The 12,167-nt window shown below is 74.6% G+C and carries 10 protein-coding genes; 4 read left to right on the top strand and 6 right to left on the bottom strand.

Annotated elements, in window-relative coordinates; genetic code table 11:
- Positions 1–59 precede the first annotated feature (59 nt).
- Positions 60–1,262 carry an NAD(P)/FAD-dependent oxidoreductase gene (locus tag ACZ7BZ_RS22150; RefSeq protein WP_470359780.1) on the bottom strand — a complete coding sequence of 401 codons (1,203 nt, stop codon included), beginning with the start codon at positions 1,260–1,262 and terminating at the stop codon, positions 60–62.
- Entirely contained in the window at positions 1,259–3,385 is a 2,127-nt protein-coding gene (locus tag ACZ7BZ_RS22145; protein ID WP_470359968.1) for a molybdopterin oxidoreductase family protein, read from the bottom strand. Before ACZ7BZ_RS22145 ends, ACZ7BZ_RS22150 begins: the two co-directional genes overlap by 4 nt.
- 192 nt (positions 3,386–3,577) lie before the next feature.
- On the opposite strand from ACZ7BZ_RS22145, the gene ACZ7BZ_RS22140 reads away from it, so the two are divergent.
- A complete protein-coding gene (locus tag ACZ7BZ_RS22140) occupies positions 3,578–4,729 on the top strand; it encodes a uroporphyrinogen-III synthase (RefSeq protein WP_470359779.1) in 1,152 nt (383 codons plus the stop codon).
- Positions 4,729–5,424 (top strand): sirohydrochlorin chelatase, encoded by a 696-nt coding sequence (locus ACZ7BZ_RS22135; protein ID WP_470359778.1) that lies wholly within the window; start codon positions 4,729–4,731, stop codon positions 5,422–5,424. The genes ACZ7BZ_RS22140 and ACZ7BZ_RS22135 overlap by 1 nt, the downstream gene beginning before the upstream one ends.
- A 44-nt stretch (positions 5,425–5,468) precedes the next feature.
- Here the strand turns inward: ACZ7BZ_RS22135 and ACZ7BZ_RS22130 are convergent, their stop codons facing one another.
- Complete coding sequence (locus tag ACZ7BZ_RS22130) at positions 5,469–6,362, bottom strand: alpha/beta fold hydrolase (protein ID WP_470359777.1); 894 nt, start codon at positions 6,360–6,362, stop codon at positions 5,469–5,471.
- Between the two features lie 57 nt (positions 6,363–6,419).
- Between ACZ7BZ_RS22130 and ACZ7BZ_RS22125 the strand changes: the two genes are divergently transcribed.
- Positions 6,420–6,998: a TetR/AcrR family transcriptional regulator gene (locus ACZ7BZ_RS22125; protein ID WP_470359776.1), complete on the top strand. Its 579-nt coding sequence runs from the start codon at positions 6,420–6,422 to the stop codon at positions 6,996–6,998.
- A gap of 40 nt (positions 6,999–7,038) precedes the next feature.
- On the opposite strand, the gene ACZ7BZ_RS22120 is transcribed toward ACZ7BZ_RS22125, so the two are convergent.
- A complete protein-coding gene (locus tag ACZ7BZ_RS22120; RefSeq protein ID WP_470359775.1) occupies positions 7,039–8,286 on the bottom strand; it encodes an MFS transporter in 1,248 nt (415 codons plus the stop codon).
- Between the two features lie 96 nt (positions 8,287–8,382).
- Between ACZ7BZ_RS22120 and ACZ7BZ_RS22115 the strand changes: the two genes are divergently transcribed.
- A complete protein-coding gene (locus ACZ7BZ_RS22115) occupies positions 8,383–8,826 on the top strand; it encodes a DUF6210 family protein (protein ID WP_470359774.1) in 444 nt (147 codons plus the stop codon).
- 177 nt (positions 8,827–9,003) lie between these two features.
- Here ACZ7BZ_RS22115 and ACZ7BZ_RS22110 read toward each other — a convergent pair whose 3' ends face one another.
- Positions 9,004–10,260, bottom strand: coding sequence for a cytochrome P450 family protein (locus tag ACZ7BZ_RS22110; RefSeq protein WP_470359773.1), 1,257 nt, complete (start codon positions 10,258–10,260; stop codon positions 9,004–9,006).
- A gap of 97 nt (positions 10,261–10,357) precedes the next feature.
- On the bottom strand, positions 10,358–11,791 hold the full coding sequence (locus ACZ7BZ_RS22105) for a class I SAM-dependent methyltransferase (protein ID WP_470359772.1): 1,434 nt from the start codon (positions 11,789–11,791) through the stop codon (positions 10,358–10,360).
- Positions 11,792–12,167: the final 376 nt, after the last annotated feature.

Genomic DNA, 12,167 nt, shown 5'->3' with positions numbered 1-12,167 from the left:
GCCGACCAGGACGAGGTCCCGAACGGCACCGCGGTCCCGTGCGGTGCGGTCGTCAAGGGTCACTGTGGTACTCCTCCGGTGAGCAGGTGCAGGGGGTGGCCGGTGAGGGCGCCGCCGTCGGCGAAGGCGCCGGCCAGCGCGTCCACGGTGGCCAGGTCGCCGAGCAGGATGGCGCCGACCAGCCGGTCGCCGCGCAGGACGAGCTTCTTGTAGCTGCCGCGGGTGGCGTCGGTGAGCCGCAGCACGTCGAGGTCCGGGTCGAGGGTCTCGTCCACGGCGCCGAAGGCCGCGTACTCCAGGTCCCCGGTGGTGAGCCGGGCCCGCGGGCTCGTGCCCGGGTAGCGGGCGTCGGGTTCGGCGCCGGAGAGCCGGCGGGCCAGCACGTCGGCCTGTTCCCAGGCGGGGCCGGCCAGTCCGTGGACGGTGCCGCGGTGCTCGGCGCAGTCGCCGATCGCGGACACCCGCGGGGCGGCGGCCAGCCGGTCGTCCACCAGGATCCCGGTGCCGACGGGCAGTCCGGCGGCGTGGGCCAGCGCGGTGCGCGGGCGGGTGCCGCAGGCGAGCACCACCAGGTCGCAGTCCAGCCGGTAGCCGTTGGCCAGCTCGACCGCGCCGACCCTCTCCCCGCCGTGCACGGCCCGGGCCCGGTTGCCCGGGTAGCAGTCGACGCCGAGGGTGCGCAGGCGCTCGCGCAGCACGGCGGCGGCCTCCGGGTCGAGCTGGCGCTCGATCAGGTGGGGCGCCTGGTGGACGATCTCGGTGCGCACGCCGAGCGCGGCCAGCGCCCGGGCGGCGCTCACCCCGAGCACCCCGCCGCCGATCACCACCGCCCGCTCGGCGCCGACGGCCTCCTCGGCGAGCCGGGCGCAGTCCCCCAGGGTGCGCAGCGTGTGCACGCCCTCGGCCAGGCCGCGGCCGTCGGGGCGGCGCAGTCCGCGCACCGGCGGGAGCACCGGGTTGGCGCCGGTGGCCAGCACCAGTTCGTCCCACTCCTCCTCGGTGCCGTCGGCCAGCCGCAGGGTCCGGGCCGCCGGGTCGAGGGCGACCACCTCGCAGCCGGGCCGGGCCAGGGCGCCGCCGAGCGGCAGCGCGATCGCCTCGGCGTCGTACCGGCCGGTGAGCACCTCGGCGAGCAGCACCCGGTTGTACGGGGGGCGCGGCTCGGCGCCGTACACGGTCACCGTGCCCGGCCCGCCGAGGGCGGCGTACCGTTCGGCGAAGCGGGCGGCCGCCATGCCGCCGCCGACCACCGCGATCCTCATGGCGTCACCTCCGTCTGTGCGCGCTCCACCCGGACGGCGCAGAGCTTGAACTCGGGCATCCGGGAGACCGGGTCGAGGGCCGGGTTGGTGAGGCTGTTGGCCCGGCCGGCGCCCGCCCAGTGGAAGGGCATGAAGACGGTGTCCGGCCGGATGGCGTCGGTGATCCGCGCCGGCGCGACGGCCCGTCCGCGCCTGCTGGTCACCGCGACCGGCTCGCCGTCGGCGATCCCGAGCCGCTCGGCCAGCCGCGGGTGCAGCTCGACGAACGGGCCGGGCGCGGCCGCGTTGAGCTCGGCGACCCGGCGGGTCTGGGCGCCGCTCTGGTACTGGGAGAGCACCCGGCCGGTGGTCAGGAACAGCGGGTAGGCGTCGTCCGGCTCCTCGGCGGCCGGGCGGTGGGTGACCCCGGCGAACCGGGCCCGGCTGTCCGGGGTGGCGAAGCGGTCCAGGAACAGCCGTGGCGTGCCGGGGTGTCCGGGCGTCGGGCAGGGCCAGAACACGCCGTCCTCGGCGGCGATCCGGGCGTAGCTGATGCCCGCGTAGTCGGCGTCGCCGCCGGCCGAGGCGCGCCGCAGTTCGTCGAAGGCCTGCTCGGCCTCGGCGGGGAAGCCCTCCGGCACGCCCAGCCGGGCGGCCAGTTCGCGCAGCAGCCACAGTTCGCTGCGCACGCCCTCGGGCGGGTCGAGGGCGCGGCGGCGCAGGATCACCCGGCCCTCCAGGTTGGTGGTGGTGCCGTCCTCCTCGGCCCACTGGGTGACCGGCAGCAACACGTCGGCCAGCCGGGCGGTCTCGGAGAGCACCACGTCGGCGACCACCAGGAGGTCCAGGGCGCGCAGCCGTTCGGTGACGTGCCCGGCGTTCGGCGCGGACACCGCCGGGTTGGAGCCGGCCAGCAGCAGCGCCCGCACCCCGCCCGGTTGCCCGAGGCCGTCCAGCAGCTCGTACGCGGACACGCCGGGACCGGGGATGCGCTCGGCGGGGACGCCCCACACCGCGGCCACGTGTTCGCGGGCCGCCCGGTCCTCGATCGAGCGGTAGCCGGGCAACTGGTCGGCCTTCTGGCCGTGCTCGCGCCCGCCCTGTCCGTTGCCCTGCCCGGTCAGGCAGCCGTAACCGCTGTACGGGCGGCCCGCCTTGCCGGTGGCCAGGCAGAGGTCGATCCAGGCGCCGACGGTGTCGGTGCCTTTGCTCTGCTGTTCGGGGCCGCGCGCGGTGAGCACGATGCCGGTCGCCGCCTCGCCGAACATCCGGGCGGCGGCACGGAGTCGATGTGTGGGCACGCCGGTGATCCGCTCCACCCGGTCCGGCCAGTGGGCCATCGCCGACTCCCGGGCCGCGTCGAAGCCGGTGGTCCGCTCGGCGATGAACTCCTTGTCCACCAGGCCGTCCGCGATCACCAGGTGGAGCAGGCCCAGGGCGAGCGCGAGGTCCCCGCCGGGGCGCGGCTGGAGGTGCAGGTCGGCCAGCTCGGCGGTGCGCGTGCGACGCGGGTCGACCACGATCAACTTCCCGCCGTTCTCCCGTAGTTCGCGCAGGTAGCGGACGGCCGGCGGCATCGTCTCGGCCGGGTTGCCGCCGACCAGGATCAGGCAGCCGGTGTGCGGGAGGTCGGCGAGCGGGAACGGCAGGCCGCGGTCCAGGCCGAAGGCCCGGCGGTGCGCGGCGGCGGCCGAGGACATGCAGAACCGGCCGTTGTAGTCGATGTTGGCGGTGCCCAGCACGACGCGCGCGAACTTGCCCAGCAGGTAGGCCTTCTCGTTGGTCAGCCCGCCGCCGCCGAACACGCCCACCGCGTCCGGCCCGTGCTCGGCCCGCACCCTCGCCAGCCCGGCGGCCACCCGGTCCAGCGCCTCCGGCCAGCCGGCCGAGCGCAGCGGACCGCCGGGCCGGTCCCGCAGCAGCGGTCCGTCCAGCCGGGCGCCCCGGGCCAGCAGGGCGGGCGCCGTCCGGCCCTTGCCGCACAGCGCGCCCCGGTTCACCGGGAAGTCCGGGCGCTCCAGCACCTCGACCGGCAGCCCGGCGCCCGGCGCGCCGGGCGACAGCCGCATGCCGCACTGCAGCGAGCAGTACGGGCAGTGGGTGTCCGTGGCGGCGGGGGCGGCCGGGGCGGCGATCGGTGTCATGCCGAGAAAGGTCGCCGCCCGCTGTTTCGCGACCGGGTCGCGGATGTTGCGGGCGCGGTACGCCTCGCTCACACCGCCCGGCCACCGGGGTGCACACCACGACATCCGGCGTAACCGCAGCGGCACCTTCGCTTACCGGCAGGTGACGGCCGGGCAATGCCCCCGTAACAAGCGCCCCGCAGGCTGGCCCGCATGGCAGCAACCCCCACCACGCCGGGACCGGCCCTACCGGCAGGACCGCCGGGCCCGCTCACCGGCTTCACCGTCGGCGTCACCGCGGCGCGCCGCCGCGAGGAGCTCACCGCCCTGCTCACCCGGCGCGGCGCCCAGGTGGTCGAGGCGCCGGTGCTGCGCATCCTGCCGCTCGCCGACGACCTCGCCCTGCGCGAGGCCACCGAGCGCTGCCTGGCCGCCCCGCTGGACTACGTGGTGGCCACCACCGGCGTCGGCTGGCGCGGCTGGATGAGCGCCGCCGAGGGCTGGGGCCGCGGGGCCGCCCTCGCCGAGGCCTGCCGCGCCTCGGTGGTGCTCAGCCGCGGCCCCAAGGCCACCGGGGCGGTCCGCGCCAGCGGGCTCGGCGAGGGCTACTCCCCCGACACCGAGGCCACCGACGAGCTGCTCACCTGGCTGCTGGCCCGCCCGCTCGCCGGGTGCCGGATCGCCGTCCAGGAACACGGGGTGCGGCTGGACGCCTTCGCGGCGGCCCTGCGCGAACGCGGCGCCGAGGTGATCTCCGTCCCGGTCTACCGCTGGGCGCCCCCGGAGGACCCGGGCGCGGTGCGCAGGCTGCTCGACCAGACCGTCCGCCGCCAGCTCCACGCACTCACCTTCACCAGCGCCCCCGCCATCAGCGCACTGCTCGTCACCGCCCGGGCCGAGGGCCGCTACGAGGCGCTGCTGGACGCCCTGCGCGCCGATGTGCTGCCGGTCTGCGTGGGGAGCCTGTGCGCCCGGCCGCTCACCGACCTCGGGCTGCCCGCCGTCCACCCCGAACGCGGCCGGCTGGGCGCCCTGGTCCGACTGCTCGCGGACACCCTGCCGGGCCGCTCCAGCCGTGAAGTCACCCTCGCGGGAATGGTGTTGACCCTTCAGGGGAACGCCGCCCTGGTCGACGGCGAGAGCCACTGGCTCAGCCCGCGCGGCGCCGCCGTGCTGCGCGCGCTCGCCGAACGGCCCGGCCGGGTGCTCAGCCGCGCCGACCTGCTGCGCGCCGCCTGGCCGGACGCAGCCGCCGACGAACACGCCGTCGAGGCGGCGGTCGGCCGGCTCCGGGCCGCCCTGGGACCGCACGCCGCCCTGATCCGCACCGTCCCCAAACGCGGCTACCGGCTGGCGGCGAGCTGATGCTGCTCGCGGTCGCACACGGCAGCCGGGACCCGTCGGCCGCCGCCTCGATCCGTGCACTGCTCCGGACGGTCCGCTCGCTCCGGCCCGAACTCCCGGTCCGGTGCTGCTTCCTGGACCTCGCGCAGCCGTCCCTCGACCAGGCCCTCGACCGACTCGCGGGCGCCCGGCCGGTCCTGGTCCCGCTACTGCTCGGCACCGGCTACCACCTGCGGGTCGACCTGCCCGCCGCGCTCGCGGCCGCCGGCCTCCCGCCGGCCCACCTCGCCCCCGCCCTCGGCCCCCACCCGCTGCTCGCCGAGGCCCTCGCCGACCGCCTCACCGAGGCCGGCGCCCCCGCCGACGCCCCCGTGGTGCTGGCCGGCGCCGGCTCCTCCGACCCCACCGCCCTCGCCGACACCGCGCACACCGCCCGGCTGCTCGCCGCCCGCCTCGGCCGCCCCGTCACCCCGGCCCACCTCTCGGCCGCCGCCCCCACCCCCCAGCAGGCCGTGGCCGCGCTCCGGGCCGCCGGGCACCCGCACGTCGGCCTCGCCACCTACCTCCTCTCCCCCGGCTTCTTCGCCCGCCGCGCGGCCGGCACGCCGGCCCGCTGGACCAGCGCCCCGCTGGCCGACCACCCGGCGGTCGCCCGGCTGGTCCTCCACCGCTACGACCAGGCCCGGGCCGGGGCGACCGGGGCCGTCGCCGCCTGACGGGGCCTGACGGAGGCCTGGCGGGTTCCTGACGGGGGCCCCGCCTACGCCGACTGCTGCACCGAAGCGATGAAGCCCAGCAGCCGCTCGTTGACCAGCTCGGGCTGCTCCAGGTTCAGCCCGTGCCCGGCCCGTTCGACGATCTCCGCCCGCACGCCCGGGATCAGCGCGGTGACCCGCTCCACCACCTGGCGCGGCCGCAGCAGCGCGCTGCGCCGGCCGACCAGCATCAGCACGGGTACCCCGATCGAGCCCAACTCCCCGTCCGTGAACGGCCGGGCCGACGGGCGGCTGCTCGGCTTGTAGCTGCGCATGGCGAGCATCAGCGGGGCGATCATCTCGCGCGGCGCGCCGAGCGCCGGGTTGGCCAGCAGTCGCCCCACGGCGGGGCGCAGCGGGCGCGGGGCCAGCATGCCGAACAGCCCGCCGATCATGTGGGCGTAGAACCGCGCGGGGACCTTCTCGATCCCGCCCGGGTCCAACGACGTGACGGAGGAGAGGCGTTCGGGCCCGTGGACGGCCTGGTTGAGCGCCAGCCAGCCGCCGTACGAGACCCCCACCAGGTGCACCCGCTCCAGCCCGAGCCCGGCCAGCACCTCCCCCAGCCATGCCGCGTTCTCCGGCGACCCGGCGGCGACGGCGCGCTGCACGCTGCGGCCCGGGTCGTCCAGGGTGTCGATCGCGTACACCGGGTGGTGCTCGCCGAGGGCGGCGATCTGCGGGTACCAGTTGGACGCGTGCCCGGCGTGGCCGTGCAGCAGCACGATCGGCTCGCCCTCGGTGGGCCCGTAGTGGTGGACGTGGACGGTGCCGTGGCCGGTCTCGACGTCCAGCTCCCGTCGAGGGCCCGGCCAGAGCTCCATCGCCCGGTCGTACGCCTTGAGGAACTTCGCCTTCGCCGCCTCGCTGGCGAAGTGTCCGACGCTGGTCCTGGTCATGATCCCTCCCGGTTTTGATGGTATTGTTGTACCACGAAAACATCCGGAGGGAACCCGATGCCCAAGCTGGTGGATCACGAGGAACGACGGGCCCACCTCATCGACGCCCTGCTCCGCTCGGCGGCGCACAGCGGCCTGCACTCCGTCACCATGCGCTCCGTGGCGGCCGAGGCCGGCGTCTCCGTCCGGCTCGTCCAGTACTACTTCGACACCAAGGAGCAGCTGCTCCTCGCCGCCATGACCCGCCTCGCCACCCGGATGGGCGAACGCGTCCAGCAGCGCGTCCGCGCCACCGGGGCCGGCACCGACCCGCGCCGGATCATCGAGGCCGTCCTGCTCGAAGCCGTCCCCACCGACCAGGAGAGCCGGGCCTTCCACCTGATCTACACCGAGTACGCCGTGCTCTCCGTCACCGACCCCACCCTCGCCAGCCGGGCCTTCCTCGCCGCCCCCGACGAGATGGAAGCCTTCCTCACCGCCCAGCTCACCGCCGCCGGCGCCGCCGACCCGCGCCAGGAGGCCGTCGTCCTGCTCGCCCTCTCCGCCGGCCTCGGCCTCAGCGTCCTCCTCCACCAGCGCACGCCCGAGGACGCCACCGCCGCCCTGCACCACCACCTGGGCCGGCTCTTCCCCTGATCGGCCCCAGGCGCGGCGGGCGCGGCGGACGCACCGGGGTTCAGCCTGTGGGCGTCAGCCCGGCCTCGGCGGCGGACCCCGCGCCCGGCGGCACCGGGCGGGTCCGCTCGCCCCAGGCGGCCACCGACGGCCCCGCCGCCCCCAGGACGGCGAAGAACACCCCGAGCAGCAGCCACCCCGGCCGGCCCAGCGGGAGCACCAGCCCGGTCAGCACCAGCGGGGCGAGCGCCTGGCCCGCGTCGAAGCCGACGCCGAACAGGCCCTGGTACTGCCCCTGGGCGTGATCGGGCGCCAGCCCGTAACCGAGCGCGTAGCCCGCCGAGGACTCCCACACCTCCCCGACGCTGTGGACGCAGACCGCGAGCACGGCCAGCACCGGCGCGACCCAGGTCGGCACGTCCGCCGTCAGCGCCATCAACGGGCAGCTCACCAGGAACACCAGCCCGGCGAGCCGGAACGCCCGACCGCCCTGCCGCGGGGTCTCCACCCCGGAGCCGAGCCTGCTCTGCAGCAGCGCGCAGACCGCGCTGTTCACCGCGTAGACCGCCGCCACCGTCCAGCGCGGGGCGTCGGTGTGGGCGCTGAGCCAGATCGGCAGCAGCAGTGAGACGGTCTGGTACTGCAGCCCGATGGCGCTGTACAGCGCAACGAAGGACACGTACGGCCGGTCGGCCAGCACCGACCACCGCCCATGCGCCGCGGGCCGCGCCAGCGGCGGGTAGTCCGGGACGCGCAGGAGGGCGATCAGCCCGGCGAAGGCGAAGCTGGCGGCGTTGGCGAGGATCAGCCCGGTGTACGCGGCCCGGGTGTCCGACTGGACGGCGACGGCCGCCCCCAGGGTGCCCACGACCACCCCCAGGTTGACGAACGTCCGGAGCCTGGCCCGGAACGCCGCCGGCCGCTCCCCGCCGACCCGCGCGATCAGCGCTCCGCCCGCGGCACCCGCCGCGGTGGCGGCCAGCCGGTCCAGGGCGGCGACCAGGGCGAACACCAGCCAGCCGTCGATGAGCACGAAGGCCGCCATGGTGACGGCCTGCACGGCCAGGGCCGTCAGCCAGACCCGGCGCGGCCCGTACCGGTCGGCCAGGTTCCCCGCCGGCACGCCCGCCGCCAGGCCGCACAGCCCGGCGACCGTCAGCCCGGCCCCCACCTGGGTCGCGGGCAGGTGCACCACCAGCGTGAAGTAGAGGATGGCCGCACTGTTGAACAGCCCGTTGCCGACCCTGCTGACGAAACTCGCGGCGATCAGGGCCCGCTGCGCACCCGTCCCCGGCCCCCTCCTGATCACGTCAAGCAGGCTAACAGAGGCCCCACACGCCGCCCTTCGGCCCGCCCCCGGTCAATCCCGGTGCGGCAATCGGCAGTTCTGTGCGACGCTCCGACCATGTCTCACCCGAACCATGGCAAGCGGTACGTCTTCCTCGATCCGGTCAGCTCCGGCACGGGCCTGGGCTGGATGTTCGTCATCGTGGCGGCGCCCACCGGCGTGGTCTACCAGAACCAGGGCGGCGGCCTCCGCTGCGCCCAGTACGAGCAGGAGGGCTACCTGATCCCCCTCCTCGGCCGCCGGCTGGACGACGAACTGCGGGCGATCTTCGTCCGCGAGCTGAAGAAGCAGGGATCGAGCGGCCTGGACTGGCCCGCCGACCTCCTCGACCGCCTGCGGGCCGCCGTCGGCTTCTCCGTCTACGCCTCCGACAACCGCGACGACGCCCTCCCCACCCCGCTGGTCCTCGACGAGTCCCGCCTCGCCCAGGCCGACGAGGCCTGGGTCCCGGTCCTCACCCCGGACGGGCCCGGCATCCTGGTCTGGGAGAACTCCGACTAGGTCCAACGCCACTGACTCTGAGGCCTTTCAGAGCCTTCTGGATCCAGCGTCACCGCAGTTCAGAGGCTTGCGGTCACTGTTAAGTCAGTGGCATTGCGACTAGGTCCTGTCCGGTCTCGCTGACGAGGCGGCCCCGCCCCTGCTTCGGCGGGGGTGCGTGTTGGGCTGGCCGTTGGTCTACCAGGTGACGGGGACGCGGCGGGGGCTGCGGAGGATGGTGTTGGCCGGCCGGGCGGGGGGGTGCGGATGTGGGGTGGGAGTGAGGAGCGGAAGGGCGTGGGTGAGGGCTTCGATGGCGTGTCTGGCTGTGAGGCGGACGTAGAGGGCGCCGGGGCAGAAGTGGATGCCTGCGCCGAGGTTGAGGGTGGAGGGGGTGTCGGTGCGGTGGTGGTTGAAGGTGTGGGGGTCGGCGAGGCCGTGGTGTTCGTCCAGGGCGGCGGAGGCGAGCAGGAGCAGGAGGCGGGCTTCTCCCGGCAGTTCGGTCTGACCGAGGCGGGTGGGGCGGGTGGTGTTGCGTAGCCAGCCGATCAGGGGCGGGTCGTGGCGCAGGGTCTCTTCGACGGTGGCGGGGATCTGTTCGGGGTGGGTGGCCAGGTGGGGGTAGGTGTCGGTGGCCAGGAGGTGGTGGAGGGTGGTGGAGATGAGTAGGGCGGTGGTTTCGGCGTTGGTGCTGAGGACTTCCATGAGCATGGAGGCGATCTCGGTGGGGGTGAGGTTGTCGCCGTTGGGGTCTTGGTAGTGGAGCCAGGAGGTGATCAGGTCGTCCTGGGGGTGGGCCTGCCGTTGGTCGGTCAGGTGGAGGCAGTAGTTCCACAGCTGTTCGACGGTTTCGGCGGCGTGGTGTTGGGCGGTGGGGGGCAGGTGGCCCCAGAGGAGGTCGGACATGGCCGAGGATCCGGCTGAGACGAGGGCCAGGCCGTCGTCGGGGATGCCGATGATGTCGCCCATGATCTGGGCGGCGAGCGGCTGGGCGTAGTCGGCTTCCAGGTCGCCGGTGCGGTCGGGGCGTGCGGCGAAGGCGTGTGCGGCTTGGTTGGCCCGGGTCTGGACCTGTGGTTCCCAGGGCTCGAGTTGGGGGGCGCTGGTGGGCCACAGGGCGGTCAGGGCGCGGCGGAAGCGGGTGTGCTGGGGCGGATCGGTGGAGGCGGTGACCGGGACGAAGGCGATGCGGTCGTAGACCGCTTTCGCGGCGGGGTCCAGGCGCTGCAGGGGTGCGTAGGTCTCGGCCGGGCTGTAGGTGCCGGTCCGGTCGTGGAGGACCTCCTCGACATCCCGGTGCCGGGAGACCACCCAGACGTTCAGGGCCGGGTCGTGGTAGATCGGGTGCTCGCGGCGCAGGTGGGCGTAGAGGGAGGCGGGATCGTGGGTGCCGTGGGCGGCGATGGATCCCGGGTCGGTGACCGGGCAGCGCAGGTCGGCTTCAGCGGGGGTCATTCGGGGCTCCTTGCAGGGCGGCCGTGGTGGCTGGGGCTGGTGTCCGGCACACCGCCTCCTGTTACGGGGGTGGCGTGCCGGACAGGGCGGGCTGTGGTCAGCTGCCGGCTGCCGGCTTGCGGGCGTAGACGAAGAGGTGGTTCTCGTCGTCCATGCCGGGGAAGCGGGGGCGGAAGCTGGTTTCGGCGTGGTGGAGGAGCTCCAGTCCGCAGTCGCGCAGCTTCTCCAGGTAGGTCTCGGCCGGGTAGCTGGTGGCCTTGACCTGGTGGCCCATCCAGATCATCGTGTCGTCGTCCCAGTCGCAGGGGACGGTGGCGAAGATGAAATAGCCGCCCGGGGCCAGGCCCTCGGTGATGGCGGCGAGGGTGGCGTCGAGTTCGGGGCGGGGCATGGACAGCAGGGGGAAGAACGCGCACACCGCGTCCCATCCGGAGGCCAGACCGGGGTAGGTGCGTACGTCGGCCAGCTCGAAGTGTGCGGTCGGAACCTGGGCTGCGGCGAGGTCCACCATGGTGGCCGAGACGTCGATGCCGGTGACCCGGTGGCCGGCCTGGGCCAGCAGCTCGGCGGTGGGGCGTCCGGTGCCCGAACCGATGTCCAGCACCCGGGCGTGGGCGGGCAGGCGGCCCAGGAGCCATTCCAGGGAGGCGAGTTGCTCGGGCAGGTGGTGGTACGCCTGCTCGTAGCGCAGGCCGACGGTGTCGAACAGTCCGGCCACCGCCTCGGCCGAGGCGACCGATTCCCCGGCCGTGCCCCCGGCGCCGAGGCGGTAGATGTGGAAGTCCATGTTCGCGCCGTGCGGCAGGGTCGGGGCGGGGGTGACCGAGCGCAGGTGGACGGCGCCCTTGAAGGCGATGTTCAGGGAGTCGTGGGCGATCTGGTCGTTGGTCTTGATGACGACCATGCACGGTTCCCCGTCGCGGGAGCGCATGATGTCGTCGAGGATCTCGGGCACCGGCGGTGAGGTGCGGGTCAGGTCCAGGCCGGCGGCGGTGAACGCCGGGCCCCAGGGCGGCTCGACGATGTAGGTGTCCTGTGGGCTGCTGGGCGGGAGCTTTCCGAGCAGGTCGCGGTAGTCCAGCAGGTGCAGTTCGACGTCGGAGCCGATGCGGTCCAGATTGTGGCGGGTCGCCTCGAAGACGTCCGGGTCGAGCTCGGAGGCGAACACGGGGCGGCCCAGCTGCCTGCCGAGGTGGAACCCGAAGTTGCCCGAGCCGCAGAACAGGTCCACCACCATGGCGTCATTCGCCGGGGCCATGGCGGCCTGCAGTTCGGCGACCGCCCGCGCGACGGCCGCGGAGTAGGCGTCCACCGAGCACTCGATTGTGGTGCGGCCCAGGAACCTCAGGCCCTTGGCCGCCATGTCCGGCGCGGGGACTCCGTAGAGCGATAACCCCTGCGGGGTGCCGTAGATCAGGCGGCCGGCCTCGCACAGCTCGTCCCCGCCGAGGACACGGGTGCGCGAGGGGCCCAGCAGGTCGTCGCGGAACGCGAAGTAGGCAGCATGGCTCTGCCCGGTGGCGCTGGTCATGAAGAAGGCTCCAGGGAGTCGGTACGACAAGGGCCACCCGGCACGGGTGGCGCGCCAAGTGCGCGAGCGCAAACCGTACGGTTCCCGGCGCAACCATGATCGTCGCGCCGCCACCTTGCCAACCGGGCGTGTCTAGGCCGGAGTTGGCGAACAGGAACGATCATGCGTAAACGATCAAGAACCTATGGGATCACCCCATCGAGTGCTCTTGCATCGCCCGGGCAGCCGCCCGCTACCCATGTCCCGTCAACCGGCCCCTGAGCGCGAACCCCGGCCCCCGGCCGCCGCAGCCGGGCAGGGCAGGGCAGGGCAGGGCAGGGCAGAATGGGCCGGCTTGTCGCCGTCCGGAGAGCGGGCGCGCGGTGCCGTGGCGTCG

The sequence above is a fragment of the Kitasatospora sp. NPDC036934 genome (genome assembly GCF_055608425.1).
Note: the sequence above shows the minus strand (reverse complement) of the source record. Positions and strands in the feature narration are given on the sequence as shown.

Coding starts and splice junctions, on each gene's coding strand:
- ACZ7BZ_RS22150 (WP_470359780.1), bottom strand. CDS start 1,262: ATGAGGATCGCGGTGGTCGGCGGCGGCATGGCGGCCGCCCGCTTCGCC.
- ACZ7BZ_RS22145 (WP_470359968.1), bottom strand. CDS start 3,385: ATGACACCGATCGCCGCCCCGGCCGCCCCCGCCGCCACGGACACCCAC.
- ACZ7BZ_RS22140 (WP_470359779.1), top strand. CDS start 3,578: ATGGCAGCAACCCCCACCACGCCGGGACCGGCCCTACCGGCAGGACCG.
- ACZ7BZ_RS22135 (WP_470359778.1), top strand. CDS start 4,729: ATGCTGCTCGCGGTCGCACACGGCAGCCGGGACCCGTCGGCCGCCGCC.
- ACZ7BZ_RS22130 (WP_470359777.1), bottom strand. CDS start 6,362: ATGACCAGGACCAGCGTCGGACACTTCGCCAGCGAGGCGGCGAAGGCG.
- ACZ7BZ_RS22125 (WP_470359776.1), top strand. CDS start 6,420: ATGCCCAAGCTGGTGGATCACGAGGAACGACGGGCCCACCTCATCGAC.
- ACZ7BZ_RS22115 (WP_470359774.1), top strand. CDS start 8,383: ATGTCTCACCCGAACCATGGCAAGCGGTACGTCTTCCTCGATCCGGTC.
- ACZ7BZ_RS22110 (WP_470359773.1), bottom strand. CDS start 10,260: ATGACCCCCGCTGAAGCCGACCTGCGCTGCCCGGTCACCGACCCGGGA.
- ACZ7BZ_RS22105 (WP_470359772.1), bottom strand. CDS start 11,791: ATGACCAGCGCCACCGGGCAGAGCCATGCTGCCTACTTCGCGTTCCGC.